Here is a 22,743-nt window from a genome sequence, read left to right as displayed (position 1 = left end):
GCCTCCTACGCGCGCAATCAGGTTCTCCGTAGGACTCGGCCGGCACCGGCTGCGACGGTGGTCGCCAACAGCCAGCCCGTCCCGATGAGGACGATTCCCACCCACTGCATGGCCCCGGACGGCTCGTACGCCCGCTCCTGGCCCAGATCGACCAGTGGCAGCAGGAGATCCAGGGTGTAGATGACCGGTTGAAAGCGCGGATACGGGCCACCGCCCACGGGTTCGGGGGGCCGGGCTGCGAAGAGCGCGGATCCGACGACCAGGAGACACACCAGCAGCCACACGGCCCGCAGTGGGCGGTACCCGTAGCCGACCGTCGCGTCCTGCAGGAGGCTCCACAGCCGGGCGGGGAACGCGAGGGTGGGCCGCAGACTGCGCTGCTTGGCGACGAGGACGGTCCGGGCGGCGGCGTCCCAACCCTGCCGCTGGTAGACGGTGGCGAGTTGCTCGTATGGCTGGGGCGCGAACCCCATCGGGTCCCGGCCGAGCCAGGGGAGGCGTTCCTCGGCGGGGAGGGGAGGGCGAAGGATGTCGTAGACGGTGCCGTCCAGCCTGAGGGACGTGGGCCAGGTGGTGGGGTCGTCCCGGATCAGCGCCACCTTGGTTCGGGCGAGTGCGATGAGGCCCCTGGGTATCTCTCGGAACTGCAAATACAGTTGCGCCGCCGTCGTACCGCGGCAGACAAGAGCCTCTTCGGCTCCGGCCGCGTCCAGGATCGCCCCGTTGAAGGACAAGATGCTGCGGATGACGGCGCTGCTGATCGCGATCTTGCCGTAGGCGGTGAGGCCTTGGCCGAGTTGCACCACGCCGCCGACGTCGATGCCGTTGGCGGTCAGCGCGGTCGTGCCGCCGCTCGGGGCCTTCAGTTCGGCGCCGTCGAACAGGACCGACCCGCCGATCCGGGCGTCGCACAGGTCGACCGTGCCGTGCGCGGACAAGCCGCCCCGGCAGTCGAGGTCGCCGCCGACGTGCGCGCGGCCCGCCATGAGTGCCGTACCCGAAGGGTAATTCAGGCGGGCGCCCTTGAGGACGATACTCCCGCGTATGGAGGTGTCGGCAAGGGTGATGGGACCGTCGACGACGAGTCCGCGCTCGGCCTGGATGTCGCCGCCGATCTGGGCACAGCCCAGGTGGAGGGCGTAGTCGCCCGCGTCCAGGCCCGGGCCGGTGAGGGTAGCGTCGAGGAGCTCCACCGAGGCGCCAATAGAGGCCCCGCAGAGGTTGACCGTTCCGGTGCAGGAGAAGCCACGCCCCATGTACAGGCCGCCGCCGACCGTGAGTTCGGACATCTGGAGGTTTCCCCTGGGGGTACTGATCGTCGCTCCCCGGAGATTGAGGAGGTCCTGCACGCGAGCATTGGTGAGGTAGAAGGTGCCCGCGCATTCCAGGTCGGCTGCCCACAGGGATTCGTCTACGGCGACGGACTGGGCATTGATGGCGGCCTCCCCGGGCGCCGGGCGGACCTTCGTGCCTTCGAGGGACAGACGGGTGCCCACGGCCAGGGAGCGCAGGTCCAGTGTGCCGTGCACGGTGCAGCGGGTGGCCTTGAACTCCTGGGCGAACCGCGCACTATGCGCCCGCAGCCCGGGAAGCCGACACTCATCGAGTTCCAGCGCCTCCAACTGCGCGCCCACCAGCCGCGGCGCCTCGTCGAAACGGCACCGCTGCAGACGTAGAGCCCCTCGTACGACTGCCTCAGATAGGTCTAACTCCCCCCGTATCCGCACGCCCCGCAGCCGGAGCCGAGCGAGATGGCCCGGGCGCGGGGGCGGAGCGACTAGCAGCAGTCGACGTACGGCCTCTCCTCGCACCTCCGGCACACCCTCGCACCACTCGCCACACCGGTAGGCCTCCCACATTTGGCACTCGCCCTCGTCCCACCCTGTCGGCGGGTCGTCATCGTCCGCCACCCGAGTCCCCCTTTGTAGTGACGCCGAATACCGCTTTGCTGCCCATGCCGGGGGAGGAGTATCCGGGACTCCGTGCGCAGGTGTCCGCTTTCCTCATCCCGATCTCACCGCTGCGCGCACCGGATGAACCTGAAGCCACGGCCGGACGGATCCGGGTGATCGTGCACCCACTGTCATCGACGGCCGGACGACGCACGCCCGTGGACGGTGAGACTCTCGGCCGGCCTAGCGTCGTCAACGTCGCGGATTCACCGTGGATTGACTGGAGCGGGGTGGGGCCGGAGCGGTAGTGACCGGAACGTAGGCCTGAGTTATCCACAGGCCCCGCGCTTCAATACGCCGCGATACCGCAGCCCGCCTGTTGATCGCATGAGGGCTTTATCCACAGGCAAGGGCGCTGCGGTTGAGGATCTCCCCGATACGATGACGTCTGGGTGACCCTCCATCCCGTGCTTCGCAGCCAACTCCCGAGGGACCGGCCCCGTTATCGACAGGGGCCCGGCCGACTGCCTTACGGCGCAGGGGAGAAGGCGAAGCGAGCGTGGCAACTCCGTTGAGCGCGGACAGGTTTCTGTCCGCGCTGAAGCACGCGGGCCTCGGTGTCGTCGAGCACAGCACCTGGCGTACGCACAACCGCAACACCCACGGCAACTGGGGCCCCGTGAACGGGGTCATGATCCATCACACAGGTCCGTACTCGTCCGAAGCCGACATGGTGGAACTGTGCCGGGTCGGCTACCAAGACCTTCCCGGACCGCTTTGCCACGGTGTGATCGACCGGTCGGGGACGATCCACTTGGTTGGCTACGGCCGCACCAACCATGCCGGCATGGGCGACACTGACGTGCTGCTCGCGGTCATCGCGGAGAGGAAGAGCCTGCCGCGCGACAACGAGGCCGACACCGACGGCAACCGGCACTTCTATGGTTTCGAGTGCGTCAACACCGGCCATCAGAAGTGGCCTGCCGCGCAGTTGGACGCGATGGCCCGCGCCGCCGCGGCCGTCTGCCGCGCGCACGGCTGGAACGAGCACAGCGTCATCGGCCACAAGGAGTGGCAACCCGGCAAGCCCGACCCGGGCGGCATCGACATGGACGACTTCCGCGAGCGCGTCGCCCGACACCTGAAGGACGACGGCAACGCACCGGACAAGCCCAAGCCTGCCCCCAAGCCGAAGCCGAAGCCCACTACGAAGCCGGTCGCTCAGTACGCCGCCTATCCCGGCACGCGTTTCTTCCACGCCGGCCGGTCCTCACCGGTGATCGAGGCCATGGGGAAGCGGCTGATCGCCGAGGGGTGCGATTCCTACGACACTCCTGCAGGGCCGGTGTGGAACGACGCGCACCGTCGCTCGTATGCCGCCTATCAGATCAAGCGCGGTTACCGCGGTTCTGACGCCGATGGGATCCCGGGCCAGGCGACGTGGAAGACGCTGCGTGTCCCGCACCAGGCCAGCACGACCGAATCAAAGACGACCCAGCCCGAGAAGGAGACCGATCCCGTGCCGCAGGCTCTTGCCGACATCGCGGAGCGCACTGTCGCCACCTACGTCCAGTCGCTCCTGGGTCTGATGGCCGCGTCCTCGACCACCGATCTGGTGTCGCTGTCGGCGTGGCAGGCTGCCGCCATATCCGCGCTCCCTGCAGGCCTGTCGGCGCTGAAGTCCACCCTGGGTACGGTGCTCGGCCGCACCGGCACGGCCTCGTGGCTGCCGGGCCGGCACGACCCGGCCACCCCCAAGTACTGACCGGGAGGTTTCCATGCCGGAGGGAGAGATCGCGCTCGCCCTGGCCGAACTGCGCAGCGCGCTGGAAGTCGGCCTTGCCCGGATTGACGGCCAGTTGGCACTGCTCGTGCAGCGAAGCGACCAGACCGACAAGGCGGTTGAGGACCTGGAGCAACGTGTCGCCGCTCTGGAGAGGGGGAGGTGGCCATTGCCGACCATTGCCGTGCTGACGTCCGTCACCGCAGTGGCGCTGACGATGCTCGGAATGCTCTGGGGCTGAGACAGCGCATCCTCGTCGCAACAGCGTTTGCCCGAGCCGTGTCGGCCGCGGGGCGGCGACGTCCGCGCGGCGGCGAGAAATGGCATGGCCCCCGTCGAGACGGGGGCCATTGGGCCTCTTGGAAGACCATTGGCCACGATAGCAGCGTCCGCCGAGACAGGTCGGAGTCGTGGCGCGGTTAATCTTCCCTGGGCGTGCGAGAAGACTGCGGAGGACGGGCGATGCATCGGCTCAAGCCGTATCTGGTGGGGTACCAGGAGTTCGCTGCCCTGTACGGGGTCGAGGCGCAGATGGTGTCGCAGTGGCTGTCCCCCAGTCGTGGTGTTCTGGACCCGGAGACCGCCATCGTGGTCTCAGGGGTGCGCTACTGGCCGCTCGGTTTCGCCTGCCGTTTCGGAACGACCACCCCCAGGCCGAAGACGCTGGACGTCCGGTACAAGGAACGGCTCATCACTGAGCAGGGGGCGGGTTGGGAAGCCGACTCCCGCGATCAGCTGCCCCCGATCGTCGGCCAGCAGGAGACCATCGAGCTGTTCCGTCTCCCGTCGCAGGGCACTCTGGCCATGCGCATTGCGGCGGGGAACTTCCCTAAAGAGGACTGGGTACTGTCCGGGTCGGGGCTGTGGCTGCTAGACACGGTGCTGGATGCGGCTTCCGGACTGCGCGCGAGTGCACGCAGCCTCACCTGGGAGGTCGACGAGACAGTCGCTGCCGCCCTCCGCGACGGCACGTACGAGGGTCCTGGCTCGAAGGTTCTGACGCGGGGGCGGCACGCACGAAAGGGCCTCTGACCTGCGTGAATACTGTACATACATCTCGAATGCGAATAAGATATATGCATATCCCTTCAAAGGGGTCCATTCGCATTGGAGGTACGCATGCAGTTCACGCACACCCCCTCCGGTGGCAGTGTCGCCACCGTGCTGGCAAAGGAGGTCTTGCTGGCCGGGCGCGACCCGCCGTGCTGCGCGCCGGAGAAATCCGCCCCCGTCCCGTCGTTCGCACGCTCGCGGACTCTTCTGACGTCAGTGGAGATCGAGAGTTCCGTGTGGAAGCCCCAGTCGCGGTCGATATTTCGGTGGGAGTGTGGCGGACTGAAGTGGCGCTCGCCAAAGCGGGGTTGATCATCCGACATTCACCCCTCAAGATAGGTTCCACTACTGGAGTCGTTGCAAAGGTGGTGGGCATGGAGGGCGTCCAGGACGAGATTCCGGGCTTGGTGATCCACACCGTCCGGCACCCGGACGGCCAAGCGGCCACGATCCAGGCGCAGTTCGAGGCGTTCCACCACCTCAACCCCTGGGTGTTGCGCGCGCTGGAGACCCTGACGGCCGACTACCTCAGGCGCGGCGCCGCCCGCGTCGGCATCGGGATGCTCTTCGAGGTCCTGCGCTGGCGCTATGCCACAGCCACCGAAGGCGACGAGTTCCGCCTCAACAACAACTTCCGCTCCCGCTACGTCCGGCTGCTCATCGAGCACCACCCCGAGTGGGGGCCCGCGTTCGAGGTCCGCGCTCTGCGTACGGACTGAACCAACCCTCTTGGAGACCAACGCCCCATGAACCAACCGACAGAGCAACAGGGCGGCGACGCCGCATCATCTGTCCCTGTCCCGACCAGCACTGAGACGCTGCCCGGACGCACCGTCACCCAGAGCGCCGTCGTGCTGCGCGCAGACCAGACCGAGTTCAACGAGCGCCAGGTGTCCGCCCTTGCGCTGATCAGCCCCGGCCTCCAGCACGCCCCCCGTGCGCAGTTGGCGGTGTTCTTCCACTACTGCGTGCGCTCCGGACTCGACCCGTTCGCCCGCCAGATCTACATGATCGGCCGCAAGAACAAAGGTGAGGACCGCGAGGACAACCCGGTCAACTGGACCATCCAGACCGGCATCGACGGCTTCCGCACGATCGCCCACCGGGCGGCCGAGCGGACGGGGGAGCGCATCTCGTACGAGGACACCGTCTACTACGACGCCGACGGCACCGCCCACGACGTGTGGCTGGCACCGGTCCCGCCGGCCGCCGTGAAGGTCACCGTCCTTCGGGGAGCGAGCCGGTTCCCGTTCATCGCCCGCTGGAGCGAGTTCGCTCCCGAGTACTGGGATGCCAAGCAGAGCAAGTACGTCGTCGCCAAGATGTGGCGCCAGATGGGCTCCCACATGCTGCGCAAGTGCGCCGAGGCCGGCTCCTTGCGGATGGCTGCCCCGCAGGATCTGTCCGGCGTGTACGTGGACGAGGAGATGGCGCAGGCCGACGCCGAGGTCGTGGCCGGGGCGTCCGATGAGGCCACACGCCGCCTGCGCGAGTCTGCGGGTCTCAAGACGGGCGAGTCGGAAAGCGATGCCGCCCAGTCCGGCGACGGCACTCCGGCGCAGGAAATGCCTGCCTTGCCTCGCAAGCGCACCCAGACCCGACCCAAGAACGAGCCGAGCGAACCGGCGGCAGACGACAAGCCTGCTACGCGCCGCAAACGCACTGTCACCAAGAAGACGACCGCGGCCCGCACGTCGTCGGCCACGTCGTGAACCACGGGGGGAAAACCATGAACAGCACCGACCTGCAAACCCAGATCCTGACCGCAGCCCGGGCACACCTGTCGGCGCGCACCGGCTGGGACGAGATGCCAGAACTCCTCGTCATCAAGCGCCATGGCGACACCGGGCTGAGCGTTCGGCCACTGCCCATATCGCCGCTGTTGTGGGAGTTCTTCTCTCCCAACGAGGTGATCGTCGCCTCAGCGCGTGCGACCCGGACCAAAACGATCGCTGCCGAGGCAGACACGGTCGCCCTGGCTTTGCGCGTTGAGGGGTTCGCCATCACCCCTGGCACCAGTCCTGAGGCGGACGAAGCCCTGCGCCGCATAGCCGGAGGCTCGACTCCGAGTATCAAGGACATCCCCGGGCGGATCGAACAGCGGTGGCTCCACGCCGTGGACCGGTACGGCCAGCAGTATCTCGTGACCGCTGACCGGCAATCCGACGGCAGCGCCGGGCCCGCCGTCGGACGGGCCCTTGACGGAGGCCAGCAGTTCCTCGGCGTCATCCAAAAGGCACTGGACGTGTTCTGCCGGACCGTCTGGCCGCGGTCCGCAGCGGCCGCACCCCTCCGCCGGACGGGAGAGCGCCCGTGACCCTCGTCCAGGAGCGGCCCGTCAGCCTGTGGCCTGCGGCGCACGCGGCCGACGCTCGCCGCCCTCGCTCCCGGCAGACAAAGATCGGGGCCAGCGACACTGTGTGTGCGCGGCGCGCCGGATACCTCCTGCACGGCCGCACGCCGACCGACGGCGGGGACAAGCGCAAAGCGATCCTGGGCACCTGGCTGCACGAGGGCGCGCTCGATGCGGTCCGCAAGGAATACGGCTGGATCATCGAACACCGCGTCGAGGACGACACGATCCGCGGGCATATCGACGCCGTCCAACTCGATGGCGCAACCGCCCTGCGGCTGCCGAAACGACTACGCCCGAGTCTCCCCGCCGAGGAGGTGACCGTGGAGGACATCAAGACCAAGAGCACCTTCCAGTGGGACAGCATCGTCCGGCACGGGGCCAGCGAGGCCGAGCTTCGCCAAGTCCTGCTGTACGCCGACTTGTTGCGCAGCCAGGGCTTCGCCGACATCGATGGCCAGCGGCAGCTCGCCCGTCTCGGACCGCTGCCCGTGGGCCGCATCCGTTTCCGGTTCATCAACCGCGACTCGGGCGAGGACCACGTCCAGGAGATGCCCTTCACCGCCGAGCGGGCCAGCGGGGCGCGCTGGTGGGTCGAGCAGATACGCGCCGCCGAGAGACCCGAGGACCTGCCGCGCACGTTTCCCGGCCCGGGCCTGTCGGCAGTCTGCGACAACTGCCCGTTCAAGACGGCTTGTTGGGGGCCGCATGTCGCCGGCAAGCGTCCGCAGAGCCTGCTCATCCGCGACGACGCCGAGCGGGAGCAGGCGCTGACCGAGTACGTCGAGGTGTCGGAGCAGATCAAGCCGCTCAAGGACCGGCTGAAGGAACTGCGCGCCCAGCTCGACGGATCTGCGGAGGGCGTGTACGGCGACAACGTCCTGTCCTGGAGCGGCGGCAACCCGGCCAAGCTCGACAACGTCGACGCCATGGTCGCGCTCTTCCGGCAGGCCCGGCTGCCGGTCCCCATGGCACCCGACGTCGCGGCGATGAAGGTGCAGCTGCAGGAGGCCGGTATCCCCGTTCCCCAGCGCCTGGATCGCGAGCGGCGCACTGCGGTGAGCATCAACGTCACCGCGCGCAAGAAACTCTGACCCGCGCCCCGGCAGGGGCAGGACCGCGCAAGGTCCTGCCCCTGCCCCAGTGCGGCCCGAACCCGGACGCGACACGGAGAGGTGCCGGTGAGCATCCAGTTGATGGTGGTGGCGGCGTACCTGCCCAAGGAGGTGATCAACAAGACGCAGAAGCTCGTCCTTATGAAGATCGCAGACTCCGCCGACGACCAGACCCGCCTGGCCCGCCCGGGCCTGGACCGGATGATGGCCTGGGCCGGCGTGCACGAGAAACAGGTCATCAGGGTCGTCACGGAACTGGTCGGCCTCGGCCTGGTGGAGCGGACCGAAATCGGCCGGGCGGGACGCCGCGCGGAGTACCGCGTCTTCCCCTACGGCGTGCCGCCGATCCCGTCGACCGAGGAGCTGCTCGAACGGCGGCGCGCCGTCCAGCGGGCGCCGAGGAACCCTCGGCTGGCCCGGGAGCGGTCGGAGCCGCGGCCCAAGCCGCCGGCCGCAGCACGCACACAGCAAGATGTGTCGGCTCGTGAGCAGGCACGCGCGGCGTCGACCGCGGTACCGGAACAGGGAGGGTTGCCCCACGGCAACCCTGGAGGGGGCGAGGGGAGGGTTGCCCGACGGCAACCCAATGGGTTGCCCCAGGGCAACCGAGAGGGTTGCCCCACGGCAACCCCTTCTCTTCCTCCTTCTTCCTCTAGCCTTCCTCACCCCCCTCCCCCTGCGGCGGGGGAGGGGCTGGGGGCGGACGAGCCTGCCGAGGAGCGGTCGCCGTCCGGCTGCACGAAGCATCCGCAACCCGCTGCCAACTGCCGCGGGTGCGGCACCAACCCGCGCGTGCGTCGCGAGCAGGAGCGGCGCGAGGCCGCCGAGCGGGAGCGCATCGCCCAGCAGGAGTGGCTGAGGGAGTTCTTCGCCGAACAGGAGCGCCGCGTGGCACAGAGCGATCCCGTGGCGCTGGAAATGGCCCGCCAGCGGACTCGCGAACTCGCCCGCATGGGCCGCACGCAACGGACCAACTCCCTTGACACATAGGCGGTGTCAAAGATCGCCATCATTGACGCCACCAGGTATGCGAATAAGATATAAGTAACAGTTCGAACCCCTTCGAACCCGATCCTCTTGGAGAGGCCATGAACGCCATCACGGACCACGAGCTCGCCGGAGCGGCGTACGCCGTCGTAGCCGACGTCATCCACGGCCACCCCGCCGCCCCCGTCCTCGGCGAGGGGCAGTTCTGCTCCATCGAGTGCGCTGGAGTCGGCGTGTATCAGCTGACGCGCTCACTCAGCGCCAGCGAGCAGGGCGCGGCTGTCATCCTGCGCCGCCACAACCGCCCCGTCGGCTACGTCGTCACGAGAGATGGGCGGATGTGGAGGGTGGAAGCCCTGCCCATCCTGTAGCCGGCCACCTTTGGCTTCGCGCCTCAGATAGGTGCCACGCCTACAGAAAAAGTGACCTTTTAAAGGTCCGTCTGCAACACCCCCTCTTGGAGACCCGAATGACCACCATTGCGACACTGCCCGACCACGACCGACGAACCGACCCGCTGTGGAACCGCCTGTTCAACGGCTACTGGCACGTCATCACACCGCTGCGCCACCTCGGCTGGATCACCGACGTCGACGTCAACGACAAGTTCTTCATCCGCGCCAACCTTGGGGACGGCACCGAAGTGTGCATCGCCACCGAGCACGAGGTGCCCGTGGACGCAGCCGAGGTGACTGGCTGGCGCGTCATACGCCGGGACGTCGACAACCCCTCGCGGCACACCGTCCTGTACGACTCCGCACCGGGCGGCCCGCAGAGCCAGCACACGACCCACCTCATTCCGCTGTTCGCCCGCATCGACGCGCTGAACGCCCCCAAGCCCCCGTTCCGGCTTGTCACCTCGGCCACGTACTGCGCGCCCTACGGCCTCACCACCCAGCAAGGCGGAGCGAGCGAGACCCCGGGCATGGCGGTGGCCCGCTACTTCGAGTGGTGCCAGCACCTGACAACCGTCGAGGGCTATCAGCGCGCGTGGGAGCGGCCCGAGCCCGATGGCTATCCACTCGCAGTGTTCGAGAAAGACGGCTACCTCGTCGCCGTCCGCGTCACCCGCAGCCATGACTGACCAGCCGCGCCGTCCCCGCGCCGCGCGCGAGACGGCCCACGCCGACACCACGCCCCTTTCTCCTCAGCGAAATGAGCACAGCCGTATGAACCACCACGCCCACGCAGTGGTCACCCTTAGCTTCACCCGTCCCGTGCGCGCACACGAACTGCAGCCCGGCGACCTGTTCGCGTTCACCGACGCACCGAGCAGCCCGCTGGCAGTGACCAGCACCGCCCAGATTCAGGTCACAGCCGACCTCGCCCTCGTCGTCCTCGCCCTCGACGGCCAGGCAGAGCCGCTGCACCTTCCCTCCAACACGCCCCTCAAGGCACTGCGCATGATCCGCACCGTCGGCCTGCCGTGCCTGCTGTGCGGCAAGCAGCAGGACGTGGATCTGGACCTTCCCGTGGATGGCGAGCCGCTGTCCCTTGTCTGCGCCGATCACACCTCCGGCCCCGCCCCGGACGATGACGCGGACCCGAATGCGGAGGGCGCGTGATGGCCCTCCACTACCTCAGTGCCGCGCGGCTCCTGCGCCAGGCCGATGAGTCCAAAGCCCGTGCCCTGTACGCGGATGTTATCGAGGCCCTCGAACAGCACTGCACGGACGTCGGCGTGGACTGGCCCGGCAACGAGCTCAACATCATCGTCCCACTCACGGACGACGGCGAGCAGTTCGTGGCGATCGCAGGCCGCACGTCACTGCCCTGGCACGACGACCGTAGCGAGATCGGCGGCTGGAAGGCCGAGCACATCGACCAGACGCACGGCACCGCCAAGATCATCTACGACACCACGACCGGCGAGGGCGAACCGCCCGGCGACATGTCGTTGGAACCGCTCGCGGAGGAAGTCGGCGCGTACGTCTCCATCTGGCGCGATGCCCGGTAAGGAGCGCGGCGGTGATCTGGCTCCTCGGCCTCCTGCTCCTCGGCCTGGCGGCGTTCACCGCTCTCGGCGTCGAGGACACCCGCCACCACCGCGCGCTGCGCGCTCCTGATCAGTCCTGAACCAACGGCCGCCCGGCCCGACCGCCGGGCCGGGCGGCCCCACTCACCGGAGACCAACCCCATTGCCCCGTGCCATATCCCTGCTCTGCGGAGCAGGCGGAGACGCCCTCGGCTTGAAGGAGGCCGGATTCGACATTCTCCTCGGCATAAACCACTGGACCACCGCCATCGATACCTTCGAGCGCAACCTTCCCGGCGCCACCGGGCGGGTGGCCGACCTGCGCAACTACCCCATGCGCTGGCTGCCGATGGCGGAGATCCTGTGGGCCTCGGTCATCTGCACGGAGATCAGCCCAGCCGGCGGCCGCAGGCGCCCGCCGGACCCCGCGCAGGAAGCCCTCTTCGAGGAAGAGGAGCAGTGGCGCGAATTGCCGCCGGAAGCCTTCGAGATGACCCGCGCCACAGCGTGGTGCGTGCTGGGCGCGGCGGCGGTGAAGAAGTTCCCCTGCGTCGTGGTCGAGAACGTCGTGGAGTTCGTCACGGACTGGCCGTTCTTCCCCGAATGGATCAGGTCCATGAGGAAGCTGGGCTACCGCGTCCAGATCGTCTCCGTCTCCTCCGCGCACATCGGCTCCGACACCAACCCCTACGCAGCCCAGTGGCGCGACCGGGTGTACATCGTGTTCACGCTCAAGAGCGTGCGCCGCCCGGATCTGGCCCCACGGCCGTTCGCGTACTGCTTCTCGTGCGGGCGTAACATCAAGGCCCGCCAGAGCTGGCGCAACCCGAAGGTCAAGGTCGGCAAGTACGGCCAGCAGTACGACTACCGCTGCCCCAACACCGGCTGTGGCCATGCCCTGGTCGAGCCGTACGTGCGCCCGGCCTCGGACATCATCCTCTGGCACGACATCGGCACACGGATCGGCGACCGTAAGCGGCCGCTGGTGGCGAACACGATGCGGCGCATCGAAGCCGGACGGGCGAAGTACCCCTTCGAACCCAGCGTCCTGACCCTCACCCACGGCAAGGACGGCACCGATCGGGCCTTCGCCCCGCACGAACGCCCCCTGCCCACACGGACGGGCAAGCAGGGCGAAGCCCTGCTCGTACCGGCCGGAGGCTCCTGGAACGACACCGCCTACCCGGTCGACGGGCCGATGCGCACCCGCACCACGCGCGAGAGCGAAGCCCTGGTCACGCTCGATCCGGCCCCGTTCATCGTGGAGTTCCGCAACAACTGCGACGCCGCCCCGGTGTCCAACCCGATCAGCACCCTGGCTACTGCCCGCCACCACGGCCTCGTCGTACCGGACGGCGCCGTACGGGAGCGCGAGCGCAACACGCTCGTCATTCCCTACCGCAAGGGCAACGCGCCCAAGACCGCCGGCGAGCCCATGCACACCATGACCACCCGCGACTCGGCGGCCGTGGTGCGCAACGCGCCCGCCATCGAGGACTGCTACTTCCGCATGATCCAGCCACGCGAGCAGCTCTCGGCCCAGCGGTTCCCCGAGGACTTCGAGCCTGTCGGCACGAAGGCCGAAGTGACCATGCAGGCCGGCCAGGCCGTGACCGTCAGCGTCGCCCGCCACTTCGGCGAATGCCTCATGCCCGTCCTGGCCTGACAACCCCTGAAGAAGGAGAACAATCATGACCCCCGCCATATCCGATCCGTTGGGCGTTTTGGCTCGGCAGCGCGAACATCTGGATGCCGTGCGGCGGCGCATCCAGAAGGCGTACTGCGTGACCGTGCTCGACCACATCACGGCGCAGATCCGCGCCGCCTGCCCCGAGGCCGCGTATGTCGGCTTCGCTTACGACGGCCAGGCCCGGGATGTAGGCCTGCTCGGCGTGCTCGGCGAGCAGACGAGCCCGCTCAGCGGCCTGCCCTGGTTGTGGGAAAGGGGTGACGAGGAACATCGTCTCGCCGAGCTCGCCGCTGAGATCGAAGCCGACGTCCAGACCGCCCTGGAGCCCTACGACTCCCCGGCATGGGCCACGGTCCGGCGCAACAGCGCCAGCGAGGGCAACCTCTGGCTGGTCGAACTTCCGCCGCCCGACCGGCCGACGCGTATCGCCGAGCTGGTGCGCGAGCACCACCCCGAGGCCACCGCGGCCGTCATCGACAGCCACCGTGCCGGAGGCCAGATCATCGAGGTGGTCGAAGGCATCACCGACGACGGCGCCGACAACCTGGTCTGCCCGCGCTGGCCGCGGAAGAGCGACGAGACCCTAAACCAGATGGTCGCCCAGCTCCTCGCGCTCCCGGCACGGGCCCAGAGGCAGCTCGTACCGGCCGACCACGACTCTGGTGGTCGTAGGCTCCTGTTGCCGTTGCCGCCGACCTCGTAGCCGCCCGGGAGCGACACGTGATGAGCGGCCCGGGGTGGGTCCGCGAGGCACCGTGCGGCGGGGACGAGCGGTTCACCCCCGACGACATCTCCGAACAGGTGCTCAGGACACCCGAGATGCGGGCCCTGCTGGCGGTCTGCCAGCGGTGTCCGTTTCGGGCCGAGTGCATCAGCCTCGTCCTGCCGCGCCATTCACTGTTCGACGGTGTCTGCGGCGGCCGCCTGTGGTTTAACGGCCAGATCCGCGCCACCTGCGAGAACGCCGACCCCGCCGAACTCGCGGAAGGCGGCTCGCCCATCATCCACGGCACCGAGTCAGGCGCCCGCGCCCACAACCGTCGCCGCGAACCCGCCTGCGCCCTGTGCCGGGAAGCCGCACGCATCGCCCAGGCCAACCGGCGGGCAAAGCGACGCACCACACCCGATAGATAGGTCACAAGAGTGGAGCAGATGTTGACGAATGCGGATCCTTGCGGACCGAACACCGAGACCGGAGTCGGCGAGGAGGACGTGGGCGCCGGACTCAACCCCCTGCCACCCGCCTGGCGCGGCACTTTTCGCCCCACCCGCCTGGCGCCCCAACTGCCCAGCCCTGCCCATGAAGTGAAGGAAGTCCCATGAACAAGGCCCAGCTCATCAAAGCCGTCGCCGACAAGAGCGGCCCCCACCTCACGCCGACCGAGGCCGTGGAGACCGTCCTCGACGTCATGGTGCGCGCCGTCGCCGCAAACGACCCGGTCTCGGTCACCGGCTTCGGCACCCTCCTCTCGCGCCAGCGCCCCCAGCGCCGCGCGCGCAACCCGCAGACCGGCGAAACGGTGACGGTCGACGCCTTGCGCGTCGTGAAGTTCCGCCCCGGCGTGCGCTTCCAGGACCTGGTGGACGGCCGCACGGACATGCCCGAGTCCGGCAACTGCATCAAGAAGGCCCCTAAGACGCCTCGCCCATAGCCCCGCACGCCACGCTGCCGCCCCGGTTAGCGCCGGGGCGGCAGCCACCCGAAGGACCTTGATGAACCACCCTGTGGGAACCGAAATAGAAGCCACCGCCCAGTGGCTTGAAGCTCACTCCGCCGCCGGCGCCGCCACCGTCCTGCGCCGCGTCGCCCACCAGCGCGACCGGTCGCGCGATCAGCTCGACGTCGCACTCGACCGCCTGCATCGTTACCGCTCGGCGTGGAGCTCTGCGCGCCATCGCGCCCACCGTCACGCCATGCAGTCGGCCGAGCGGTTGGACGAAGTGGCCCGGCTGAGCCACCGGTTGGGCCAACGACCAGGCGCCTCGGCTCGACCCGAACAGGACGTTGTCCGTGACCACGCTCTGATGCGCATCGACCTGGCGCGCTTCCAGAACCTGGTCGAACGCGCAGGCTGGCTGCCCGACAACGACCCCCGGCGCCTGTGGCGCTGGCGCGAGGGCTGGTGGGAGCTGGCCTACTGCAAGAAGAACCCGAAGGACGGCTACCGCGACTCCGGCTGGTACCTGCGGGGGCCGGACGAAGGTGACTCCGGCCAATGGATCGCCAGGCAGAAGGACGTCGCCACCCTGGGTGCCGACCGGATGATCACCAAGCGCCTGGCCGCCACGGAGGCCAAGCGGTGAACAGCCACGGCGAACACGCCGACAGTTGCGGCCCGCCCCCCGGCCGCGATGATCCAGTGCGCCGGGGGCACGACGTGACGGCCGAGACCCAGAGCGCCCCGATCACCCTGCCCAGCGTGCAGACCGAAGGGGAGTGGCAGCCGCGCGTGATCGGCCTCGACCTGTCGCTGACCTCGACCGGGGTCGCGGGAGCGGACTGGGCGTTTGCAGCGCGGCCCGGCAGGCGGCGCAGCCACGAGCGGCTCGACTGGCTGCTCGCCGCCATCGCCGTGTACCTCGAGGACGGGGCGGACCTGGTGGTCGTCGAGGGCGCCGCGTACGCGCAAGGCGGACAGGCCGGCCATCACGAACTGGCGGGACTGTGGTGGCTGGTCACGCAGTACCTGTGGCGCCAGCACGTCCCGTACGCCGTGGCCAACCCCCACCACCGCACCATCTACGCCACCGGACGCGCCAACCCGGCGCAGCACCTCCCCCGCCAGCAGCGGTCCCGCGTGGCCAAGGGCATGGTGCGCAACGTGGCCGTCGAACGCTATGGCGTCGACTGCGAGGGACCGGGCCGCTACGACCAGGCCGACGCCGCGATCCTCGCCGCGATGGGTCTCGACTGGCTCGGTTACCCCACCGTGCCGGTCCCCGACACTCACCGCCGGGCTCTGGAGGCGGTGCGCTGGCCTGACCTCATCCCGGTATCCGCAAATTAAGGAATTGAATTGCGGAAATTAAAAGCGGATATAAAAGAGTGGACCTTGCTTTTGGGGTATATGCCATTAAGATATAAGTAAGGAATTCGGGAAATGCCCGAATGGAAAGGGTGAGGAAATGAACGGCTGCCCGTGCGAGTGCAACCGCGGGGGATTCTGCGGCGGTTGCGGCCACGCTGGATGCGGCCGACGCCGCTGACCACCCTCTGAACCACCACTGCACCCTCGGCCTCATGGTCGGGGGTGCAGCCATACGCGCAAGCGTCCTCTTGGAGACCATCGCATGACGTACACCCGAGGAATTCAGATCCTCGCCCAGCACATCGGCACAGAACCCGAATATGTCGCCCGTGCTCTGCGCACGGCATCCCGCTCCCACGCGGTCATACGCGCCAACCGATTCCAGGACCTGAACGACGAGCAATTCCGGCGCCTCATGGGCGGCGACCGCCACGTTGTCGCCGTCGTCGCCAACCTCGCCCTGCGCTACGCCGGACGCATCGAAGACGCGCTGCTCCTCATGGACATCTACCACGCCAGCGAGGGCACCAAGCCGCCCCGACAGGTCATCCGGAAGGGTGTCGGCACCCTCCCCGAGTACCACGATCACCCCCACATCCAGCAGGCGATCCGCGTCCTCGACGCCGCCGGCCTGCCGCCCGTCGTCACCGACGGCATCCACGAACTCCGCCCTGGCTTCCAGGTCCTTCCCGCCTCCGCGGAGCTGCCCGGATGGATCTTCATCGCGCCCGACCCCGACTGCGAGGACCGCACCGGCTTCGCCGGCGGACCGCTCGGCTACCTCGCCGTCATGCGCTGGGCCGGATGGGGCGTCATCACCGAACCCCATCCCGCAGGAATGTGGGCCGTCGTCCACCCCGACCACCGGAGCAACCCCTTCCCCTCCTGACCACGCCCGTTGCCCGCCCGCACACCGGGCGGGCAACGGCCCCTCCAGAAAGGCCACCAGCACCGTGAAGCTCCCGGTCGACAACGAAACACTCAACGCCTGGTCCTCTCTCCTCGGCCTCACCGAAGAACAGGCCACCGACGTCCTCAAGGAGATCGAGACGACCCTGCACGCGGGCTACGCACACCGCCCCGCCTGCCTGCGCCATCGCAGCTTCGACGAACTCACCACCGACATGGACATCGACGAACTGGCCCTGATGTTCCTGGCCACCGGCCTACGCCACACCGGCCACCCCGAGGCGGCCGCCGCTGTCGAGATACGCGGCCTGGCCACCAAACTCCAGGCCGACTGAACCCCGGCACCGCACTTGCCCACGCCGCCCCGGCAGCGCCCCGCGCACCGGGGCGGCGCCATGCGCGCACCCCGAGGAGCCCCCGTGCCTGACGACGACATATTCCTGCCGCGGGCCGCAGCACCAGCCGCAGCCCGCCCCGTACCGAGCTGGGCGAAGAAAGCCCCGCCCAAGTCCAAAGCCGCCGTACGCCCCGCGAAGGCCACCTGGCGCAAGGCTCTCGCCCCGCGCGACCCCCACGAGCACGCCCGGAAGATCGCCGAGAACGTCATCGACGCCTGGTACCAGAGCCACGGCGGCAGCAGCATCGACGTCCCTCTCGGCACCGTCGCCGCCCTCGCACTCCTACGCCAGCCCCCTGAGGCCGGCAACGGACTCGCCGACTGGATCATGAGCCGCGAGCCGCATGAACTGCCCCAAATCTTCAAGGAGATCTACCTCGGTTACTGGATCAAGCGCCCCGACCTGATCGACCGCGCCGTGCGACTGCACGACTGGGCGTGGAACCCCGACCCCGACCCCCGGCAGCTCCGTGCCGTACAGGCAGTCACCCACCGCGCCCTCAACCAGGGCTTGTTGGACCTCACTGGCCACGACGACCCGTACATGCGCGCCGAGACCGACGTCCTCAGCCCGCTGCTGACCGGACTACGCCACAAGAGCGACAAGAAGTGGCGAGGCGAGTACCACACGCCGCCGGGCGTCACCGACCTGCTGGCTCGCATGCTCGTCGACGAGGACTTCGCCCAGCCAGACCTGGCCATCCGCGAACCCGCCGTCGGCTCCGGCACCATGCTCCGCTCCGTCGCCCAACGGCTGCGCGACCTCGGCCTCAACCCGCACGACTACCACTGGTACGGCAACGACATCGACGCCCTCGCCGCAGCCTGCGCAGCCGTCAACGCCATCATCTGGGACCTCGGTCCCCAGTGCTTCATCGGCTGCGCAGACTCCCTCGCCCTCGAGGACGGCGGCCACGCCAAGACGCTCGCCGAAGCCAAGGACTCCTTCGCGGACCGCGACAGGTACCTGGACACCGCCACCAGCATCGTCGCCACCCGCCGCGCCGTCCGGCTCCTGGACGACCTCACGTCCGGCAAGGAGACGACCGCTGCGTGAGCGACGAAGACGACCTCGCACGACCGCGCGCCACCCCCACCCAGGGCAGGCGCCGCCCCGCCTTCGCCCAGCCGCCACCCACCGGCCTCGACCACCCGCTCGGCGACCTCGCGCCGGACCTCGAACCGCCCTGGACCAAGGAGGACACCGACAGTCCCGACCGCACCGCCACCTACACCCATCCAGAAGGCCACCGCATCGGCCTGCGCCTCCAGGGCAGCAACCTGATCATCCAGACCTGGATCACCGCAGGCCCGCACCTGCCACCCGTCCCCGCCGGCACCGCAAACGAGGAAGCCGAGGCCCAGGCCGCCAACGACGCGCGCCTTCAGCCCGGCCGTTCCTGGCACCGCACCGTTCCCGTCCGGCACACCGAGGACATCACCGCAGCCCTCGACACCGTCCTGCGCGACGGACTCATCCGCTCCCTCACCACCAAGCCCAAACGCATCCGCGCCCTCGCGTACGGACCCGACCCAGAAGCCAACACCCAGCCTCGGCAAACCCACCCCACCAAGAAGGAAGACACCCAGAAGTGACCACGCCAAACCCCCACCCCCGCATCAAGGTCGACGGCCCCGCCGAATTCGCCCAGCTCCTGCCGTTCCTCGTCGGCCACCAACCGGAGGACTGCATCGCCCTCCACGGCCGCCTCGACACCGCGACCGGCACCGGACCGACCATGACCCTGCCGCTCCCCGACGACCCCGCCACCTGGCAAGCCGTAGCCGTCTCCCTCGCGAGCGACTTCCACCACGTCACACACGAGCACGGCCGCCACGACATCCTGGACATCGTTGTCTTCCTCTGCCGCACCCCGCGCCCCGGACAGAGCGCCGAGGAGACCGCCGAGGCTCTGCGGCCCCTGGCCGACTACTTCGTCGACGCCTTCGACGACCTCGGCCGAGCCCCCGTCATGTCGACCATCGCCCTCGTGGACAACCGCTGGTGGGCATACGAGTGCCACCTCCCCGGATGCTGCGAAGGCGAACCGCTCCCCAGCCCCGACGACCCCACCAGCGTCGCCGCTCAACTCGCTCGCCACGGCTGGACTCTCGGCCGCCGCACCAGCGAGATCACCCAAGAGTTCCAGCCGGCAGAGCCGGAAGACGCCGCCGGCCTGCGCCGGGCCCTCGACAACGAAGGCGCGGCCTGGGCCCAGTACTGCGCCAGCCCCTCCGACGACGGAACCGTCCTGCAGGCCACTCACGCCCTGTTGGAAACCGCGATAGACGACTTCCGCGTCGGCGCCACCGAACTCGCCCACGACGTCACCGCCCGACTCATCCACGGCCTCAATGACGAATGGGCCCGAGACCACGGCCTCGAACACATCGAGGACGACGACTTGCCCCACACCCGGCGTCTATGGGCCTTCCTCGCCCGCCACGCCATCCCCCCGTACGAGACCGCGGCCATTCCCGCACTCACCCTCCTCGCCGCGGTCGCCTGGCGACAGGACGACCTCCCCACCGCCCGCTACGCCCTCAAGCACGCCTTGACTCTCGACCCCAACGACGAACTCGCAGACGCCCTCCACAACGCCATCAACGACGGAGCCGACGCCGCCAGCCTCCTGCCCATCGCGCGAAACGCGAAGACCGAGCGTCACGCCCGCGCCCAGACCGACACCACCCACACCTGACCGACCACCCCCGCGGCCCCCGGCACCCACCGGGGGTCGCGCCGAACAGAGAGACCGGCATGACCACACCAGCAGAACCTGTCGTCTGGCTCCGCCCCGAATTCCAAGGCCGCGAAGACGAGTTGGTCCACCTCTCCGCCGCAGCCGACCTCGTAGGGGTCACACGCTCCACCGTCAGTAACTGGGCCCAACGCCATGCCAACTTCCCGAAGACTGCGCTGTTGATGGGCATCGGCGCCGGGCGCGCGAAGTACATACCCCGCAACGAGTTCCTCGCCTTCGCGCAGGTACAACTGAACAAGAAGCCTGGCACTGCTCGGAAAACAGGGCCTCACCGACCCACAGCTGTCATCCGATCCGAGGAGATCGCCCACCACGAACGGCAGATCGCCCGCCTCACGGACCTGGAAACACGGCAGGCAAGGACTCTTGCGAACACGCGAAACGCCCTGCGGAAGCATCGTGCTCGCTTGGAGCAGGCTCGCCAGAAGCTGGACGCCGAGGTAGCAGCGGTCCGCGACCTCGGAGCCGTAGACGGGGGAACGAGGACCCCTCGCGCAACAGAAGGTAGTCTGGAGAAAAGCGGCTGACCTGCGAAAATGCCGCATGGCTCGACCCTCGGGCGAAGAGGGAAATTACCGCTTGCGCCGGTAAGGAAATCCGCTGCTCGATACTTCGAACCCCTCGTCACAGTGCGCCACTGCCTGCATCGTTGTCCTTGACGCGCTGCCGGAACCGCTGCGGAATGCCGCGACACGGCCTCGTAGTGGACGCCCAGTGGACGGAAGGACCCGGAAAGACCAGGAAGGACGAGGCAAGATCAAGCGGCCTCTAACCTTCTGACCTGCAAAAACAGGAAGATCAAGTCGGGAACGTTGCGAGGTCGGAACAACCTCAAAGGACTCATAATCCGTCGGCCGTGGGTTCGAGTCCCACCCGCCCCACCAGTGCAGGTCTGTGACCTGTGGAGACGTCTCATCAGAGGTGTGGATTCAGGACTTTGGGGCAACGGTTTGAATCCGCTGCTCGTGAGTTCAACGGCGGTGTGGTGATCCGCAGTTGGTGCTCCGTTGGCCCGTGGTCATGCCTGGTGCGGTTGCTTTCGCGGGCTGGAACGGACGGTCTGGTAGGCGGCCGACGGCGGTAGTTGGGACGCTGATGGGGCGTAGGGAATCGGAAGCGGCCGCGTCGGCGCCATGCGGATGGCCTGTACCGAAACGACCCGGCTCGCCATCGCGCTGCGTGCCTCCGGCTCCCGCCATCGCGGAGCGACGTCGGCACCGGTGAGAGCGCGATGGCCGAACCGCGCGAAAGGTCGGCCATGGCGGTCAGGTGCGGCTGCCGTCGGTGCCCTGGTGACCCCGCTGATCAACCCGTCGGTGGTGCGCGGGAGCAGACCTCGATCCTTCTGCGCCAAGCTCAAGCCAGGAGAACCCGGAAGGCGGAGGGGCGAGCAGGCAAGGCACCACATCGTCTGTTGTCGGCGCCGGGCGTCTGTGGGCGGACGGGTGCCGGTGATCAGCGAGGTGTGATGCCGCTGCGCGGCACCTGGCGTGCCCGAGACCGAGGACGTGCAATCCGTTACGTCAGAGCAGGTCCGGTGCGGGTGCGTGCATGACCAGGAACGCCTGGTCGATGAGGGTGCCCAGGTCGTCGGCCCCGTCGTTCTGTGCCCAGCGTCTGGTGGCCAGCTCCAGAGCGGTCAGGGCGGCCGCGGCTCGTAGCACCGTCTCGAAGTCGTCCTTGCCGCGGCCGAGCCGTTCGGCCAGTACGCCACTGAGTGTTTCCTGCCAGTGGCGGTACTTCTCCGTCTCGCGCGTCCGCAGCGAGGGCGTCGACTCGATCAGACGGGCCAGCGCGAGCCCGCCTTCGGGGTCCTCGTTGCGAGCGTCGGTGATCACGGCGAAGGCGCACCGCAGTGCTGTCCACGCGTCTTCGCCTGCCGGTCGAGCGGCCAGGGCTTCGGCGATCCTCGCGCCGTATCCCTCGAGTGCGGCGAGGACCGCGTCCTCCTTGCTGCCGAAATAGCGGAAGAAGGTGGCGCGCGATACGCCGGCGGCTGCGGCGACCTCGGGCACCGTGACGTTCTCGAAGCCGCGCGTGGCGAACAGGGCCGTTGCGACGCGGGCGACCTCGGCCCGCATGGCTTGGCGCAAGCGGGGCTGGAGCGGCGTTGACGACTCGGTCATGACTCCATACTGTAGTTGTGAGACTGGGTCTCATGAAGAGACGGAGTCTCGCAATGGAAAGGAAGCAGTCGCCATGTCGAAGCTGCCGCCCCTGCTGCACATCGGCCAGATCGTGCACGACGCCCGCACCGCCGTGAAGGACCTGCAAGACCGCTACGGACTTGAGGAGATCCGCCCCGCCATCGAGTTGACCCTCGACAACCAGGTCGATGGCAGCGAGCACGGCGCCTTCAGCGCCCGCTACCACTTCCTCGGGCTCGGCAACACCGAGTTGGAGATCATCGAGCCCGTGGGCAGTGCCCCCTCGCCGTACACGCAGTTCCTGAAGGAATTCGGTGAGGGCCTGCACCACCTGGCCTTCAATGTCGACTCGATCGAGGAGCACCTGGCCGTCGCCCCCACGGCGAAGCTGCTGGTCGACGCGCCGATGCCGTACGGCAGCCGGATGGTGTACGCGCAGGGGCTCGTGCCCGGCGCCCTGCTGGAGCTGATCGAGGTTCCGGGCGACTTCGCAGAGGCCGCCGCCCGCTACAGCCAGGTCGGCTGACAGCAGCACCGGCGACAGGAGGGCCCCAGCCCCTTGGAAGATCGCCCGACTCCCGGGCCCTCCTGTCGGCCGCTCTCCCCACCACGACAGCAACATCCCACCGGGAACAATCCGGCCCTTCG

The 22,743-nt window shown here is 68.5% G+C and carries 26 protein-coding genes and 1 pseudogene; 25 read left to right on the top strand and 2 right to left on the bottom strand.

What is annotated here, in order from left to right; genetic code table 11:
* Positions 1-17 precede the first annotated feature (17 nt).
* Positions 18-1,634: a hypothetical protein gene (locus ACIQVL_RS05000; RefSeq protein ID WP_403474401.1), complete on the bottom strand. Its 1,617-nt coding sequence runs from the start codon at positions 1,632-1,634 to the stop codon at positions 18-20.
* An 817-nt stretch (positions 1,635-2,451) separates the two neighbouring features.
* Here ACIQVL_RS05000 and ACIQVL_RS04995 point away from each other — a divergent pair.
* The 24 genes and pseudogenes from ACIQVL_RS04995 to ACIQVL_RS04880 all read left to right on the top strand — a co-directional run.
* A pseudogene (locus ACIQVL_RS04995) lies at positions 2,452-3,360 on the top strand (peptidoglycan-binding protein); the annotation flags it as partial.
* 310 nt (positions 3,361-3,670) lie between these two features.
* Positions 3,671-3,916 carry a hypothetical protein gene (locus ACIQVL_RS04990; RefSeq protein ID WP_403474400.1) on the top strand — a complete coding sequence of 82 codons (246 nt, stop codon included), beginning with the start codon at positions 3,671-3,673 and terminating at the stop codon, positions 3,914-3,916.
* 221 nt (positions 3,917-4,137) lie between these two features.
* The gene (locus ACIQVL_RS04985) at positions 4,138-4,707 is read left to right on the top strand and encodes a hypothetical protein (protein ID WP_403474399.1); all 570 of its coding nucleotides are present in this window, start codon (positions 4,138-4,140) and stop codon (positions 4,705-4,707) included.
* 395 nt (positions 4,708-5,102) lie between these two features.
* On the top strand, positions 5,103-5,447 hold the full coding sequence (locus tag ACIQVL_RS04980; protein ID WP_403474398.1) for a hypothetical protein: 345 nt from the start codon (positions 5,103-5,105) through the stop codon (positions 5,445-5,447).
* Between the two features lie 27 nt (positions 5,448-5,474).
* The gene (locus tag ACIQVL_RS04975; protein ID WP_403474397.1) at positions 5,475-6,440 is read left to right on the top strand and encodes a recombinase RecT; all 966 of its coding nucleotides are present in this window, start codon (positions 5,475-5,477) and stop codon (positions 6,438-6,440) included.
* A gap of 17 nt (positions 6,441-6,457) precedes the next feature.
* Positions 6,458-7,045: a hypothetical protein gene (locus tag ACIQVL_RS04970; RefSeq protein ID WP_403474395.1), complete on the top strand. Its 588-nt coding sequence runs from the start codon at positions 6,458-6,460 to the stop codon at positions 7,043-7,045.
* On the top strand, positions 7,042-8,175 hold the full coding sequence (locus ACIQVL_RS04965) for a PD-(D/E)XK nuclease family protein (protein WP_403474394.1): 1,134 nt from the start codon (positions 7,042-7,044) through the stop codon (positions 8,173-8,175). The genes ACIQVL_RS04970 and ACIQVL_RS04965 overlap by 4 nt, the downstream gene beginning before the upstream one ends.
* A gap of 87 nt (positions 8,176-8,262) precedes the next feature.
* Positions 8,263-9,186 carry a helix-turn-helix domain-containing protein gene (locus ACIQVL_RS04960; protein WP_403474393.1) on the top strand — a complete coding sequence of 308 codons (924 nt, stop codon included), beginning with the start codon at positions 8,263-8,265 and terminating at the stop codon, positions 9,184-9,186.
* Between the two features lie 98 nt (positions 9,187-9,284).
* Entirely contained in the window at positions 9,285-9,554 is a 270-nt protein-coding gene (locus ACIQVL_RS04955; RefSeq protein ID WP_403474391.1) for a hypothetical protein, read from the top strand.
* Positions 9,555-9,652: 98 nt separating this feature from the next.
* Positions 9,653-10,267, top strand: a complete 615-nt coding sequence (locus ACIQVL_RS04950; protein WP_403474390.1) for a hypothetical protein — start codon at positions 9,653-9,655, stop codon at positions 10,265-10,267.
* A gap of 85 nt (positions 10,268-10,352) precedes the next feature.
* Positions 10,353-10,748, top strand: a complete 396-nt coding sequence (locus ACIQVL_RS04945) for a hypothetical protein (RefSeq protein ID WP_403474389.1) — start codon at positions 10,353-10,355, stop codon at positions 10,746-10,748.
* Entirely contained in the window at positions 10,748-11,140 is a 393-nt protein-coding gene (locus ACIQVL_RS04940) for a hypothetical protein (protein WP_403474388.1), read from the top strand. The genes ACIQVL_RS04945 and ACIQVL_RS04940 overlap by 1 nt, the downstream gene beginning before the upstream one ends.
* 181 nt (positions 11,141-11,321) lie before the next feature.
* Complete coding sequence (locus ACIQVL_RS04935) at positions 11,322-12,824, top strand: DNA cytosine methyltransferase (protein ID WP_403474387.1); 1,503 nt, start codon at positions 11,322-11,324, stop codon at positions 12,822-12,824.
* A gap of 25 nt (positions 12,825-12,849) precedes the next feature.
* Positions 12,850-13,551: a hypothetical protein gene (locus ACIQVL_RS04930; protein WP_403474386.1), complete on the top strand. Its 702-nt coding sequence runs from the start codon at positions 12,850-12,852 to the stop codon at positions 13,549-13,551.
* Positions 13,552-13,571: 20 nt separating this feature from the next.
* Positions 13,572-13,982, top strand: a complete 411-nt coding sequence (locus tag ACIQVL_RS04925; RefSeq protein ID WP_403474385.1) for a hypothetical protein — start codon at positions 13,572-13,574, stop codon at positions 13,980-13,982.
* 185 nt (positions 13,983-14,167) lie between these two features.
* Positions 14,168-14,500 carry an HU family DNA-binding protein gene (locus tag ACIQVL_RS04920; RefSeq protein WP_403474384.1) on the top strand — a complete coding sequence of 111 codons (333 nt, stop codon included), beginning with the start codon at positions 14,168-14,170 and terminating at the stop codon, positions 14,498-14,500.
* 373 nt (positions 14,501-14,873) lie between these two features.
* Positions 14,874-15,152: a hypothetical protein gene (locus tag ACIQVL_RS04915; RefSeq protein WP_403474383.1), complete on the top strand. Its 279-nt coding sequence runs from the start codon at positions 14,874-14,876 to the stop codon at positions 15,150-15,152.
* 74 nt (positions 15,153-15,226) lie between these two features.
* Positions 15,227-15,856, top strand: coding sequence for a hypothetical protein (locus ACIQVL_RS04910; protein ID WP_403474382.1), 630 nt, complete (start codon positions 15,227-15,229; stop codon positions 15,854-15,856).
* Between the two features lie 283 nt (positions 15,857-16,139).
* Positions 16,140-16,766: a hypothetical protein gene (locus ACIQVL_RS04905; RefSeq protein WP_403474381.1), complete on the top strand. Its 627-nt coding sequence runs from the start codon at positions 16,140-16,142 to the stop codon at positions 16,764-16,766.
* A 64-nt stretch (positions 16,767-16,830) separates the two neighbouring features.
* Positions 16,831-17,121 (top strand): hypothetical protein, encoded by a 291-nt coding sequence (locus ACIQVL_RS04900; RefSeq protein ID WP_403474380.1) that lies wholly within the window; start codon positions 16,831-16,833, stop codon positions 17,119-17,121.
* An 84-nt stretch (positions 17,122-17,205) separates the two neighbouring features.
* Positions 17,206-18,240, top strand: coding sequence for an N-6 DNA methylase (locus ACIQVL_RS04895; protein WP_403474378.1), 1,035 nt, complete (start codon positions 17,206-17,208; stop codon positions 18,238-18,240).
* Positions 18,237-18,779 (top strand): hypothetical protein, encoded by a 543-nt coding sequence (locus ACIQVL_RS04890; protein WP_403474377.1) that lies wholly within the window; start codon positions 18,237-18,239, stop codon positions 18,777-18,779. Before ACIQVL_RS04895 ends, ACIQVL_RS04890 begins: the two co-directional genes overlap by 4 nt.
* Entirely contained in the window at positions 18,776-19,885 is a 1,110-nt protein-coding gene (locus ACIQVL_RS04885; protein WP_403474375.1) for a DUF4192 domain-containing protein, read from the top strand. The genes ACIQVL_RS04890 and ACIQVL_RS04885 overlap by 4 nt, the downstream gene beginning before the upstream one ends.
* A 59-nt stretch (positions 19,886-19,944) precedes the next feature.
* On the top strand, positions 19,945-20,475 hold the full coding sequence (locus ACIQVL_RS04880; protein ID WP_403474374.1) for a hypothetical protein: 531 nt from the start codon (positions 19,945-19,947) through the stop codon (positions 20,473-20,475).
* A gap of 996 nt (positions 20,476-21,471) precedes the next feature.
* On the opposite strand, the gene ACIQVL_RS04875 is transcribed toward ACIQVL_RS04880, so the two are convergent.
* A complete protein-coding gene (locus tag ACIQVL_RS04875) occupies positions 21,472-22,074 on the bottom strand; it encodes a TetR family transcriptional regulator (RefSeq protein ID WP_403474373.1) in 603 nt (200 codons plus the stop codon).
* 73 nt (positions 22,075-22,147) lie between these two features.
* Between ACIQVL_RS04875 and ACIQVL_RS04870 the strand changes: the two genes are divergently transcribed.
* Positions 22,148-22,621, top strand: coding sequence for a VOC family protein (locus ACIQVL_RS04870; protein ID WP_403427930.1), 474 nt, complete (start codon positions 22,148-22,150; stop codon positions 22,619-22,621).
* Positions 22,622-22,743 lie beyond the last annotated feature (122 nt).

The sequence above is a fragment of the Streptomyces sp. NPDC090499 genome (assembly GCF_044769305.1).
GTDB lineage: Bacteria > Actinomycetota > Actinomycetes > Streptomycetales > Streptomycetaceae > Streptomyces.
This window is presented reverse-complemented; position numbering and strand designations above follow the sequence as displayed.

Bases quoted from the DNA above. Each gene is read 5' to 3' on its own strand.
- ACIQVL_RS04970 (WP_403474395.1), top strand. From the start codon at position 6,458: ATGAACAGCACCGACCTGCAAACCCAGATCCTGACCGCAGCCCGGGCA.
- ACIQVL_RS04925 (WP_403474385.1), top strand. From the start codon at position 13,572: ATGAGCGGCCCGGGGTGGGTCCGCGAGGCACCGTGCGGCGGGGACGAG.
- ACIQVL_RS04870 (WP_403427930.1), top strand. From the start codon at position 22,148: ATGTCGAAGCTGCCGCCCCTGCTGCACATCGGCCAGATCGTGCACGAC.
- ACIQVL_RS04990 (WP_403474400.1), top strand. From the start codon at position 3,671: ATGCCGGAGGGAGAGATCGCGCTCGCCCTGGCCGAACTGCGCAGCGCG.
- ACIQVL_RS04950 (WP_403474390.1), top strand. From the start codon at position 9,653: ATGACCACCATTGCGACACTGCCCGACCACGACCGACGAACCGACCCG.
- ACIQVL_RS04955 (WP_403474391.1), top strand. From the start codon at position 9,285: ATGAACGCCATCACGGACCACGAGCTCGCCGGAGCGGCGTACGCCGTC.
- ACIQVL_RS04915 (WP_403474383.1), top strand. From the start codon at position 14,874: ATGCGCATCGACCTGGCGCGCTTCCAGAACCTGGTCGAACGCGCAGGC.
- ACIQVL_RS04940 (WP_403474388.1), top strand. From the start codon at position 10,748: ATGGCCCTCCACTACCTCAGTGCCGCGCGGCTCCTGCGCCAGGCCGAT.
- ACIQVL_RS04985 (WP_403474399.1), top strand. From the start codon at position 4,138: ATGCATCGGCTCAAGCCGTATCTGGTGGGGTACCAGGAGTTCGCTGCC.
- ACIQVL_RS04945 (WP_403474389.1), top strand. From the start codon at position 10,353: ATGAACCACCACGCCCACGCAGTGGTCACCCTTAGCTTCACCCGTCCC.
- ACIQVL_RS04920 (WP_403474384.1), top strand. From the start codon at position 14,168: ATGAACAAGGCCCAGCTCATCAAAGCCGTCGCCGACAAGAGCGGCCCC.
- ACIQVL_RS04930 (WP_403474386.1), top strand. From the start codon at position 12,850: ATGACCCCCGCCATATCCGATCCGTTGGGCGTTTTGGCTCGGCAGCGC.
- ACIQVL_RS04975 (WP_403474397.1), top strand. From the start codon at position 5,475: ATGAACCAACCGACAGAGCAACAGGGCGGCGACGCCGCATCATCTGTC.
- ACIQVL_RS04875 (WP_403474373.1), bottom strand. From the start codon at position 22,074: ATGACCGAGTCGTCAACGCCGCTCCAGCCCCGCTTGCGCCAAGCCATG.
- ACIQVL_RS04980 (WP_403474398.1), top strand. From the start codon at position 5,103: ATGGAGGGCGTCCAGGACGAGATTCCGGGCTTGGTGATCCACACCGTC.
- ACIQVL_RS04880 (WP_403474374.1), top strand. From the start codon at position 19,945: ATGACCACACCAGCAGAACCTGTCGTCTGGCTCCGCCCCGAATTCCAA.
- ACIQVL_RS04905 (WP_403474381.1), top strand. From the start codon at position 16,140: ATGACGTACACCCGAGGAATTCAGATCCTCGCCCAGCACATCGGCACA.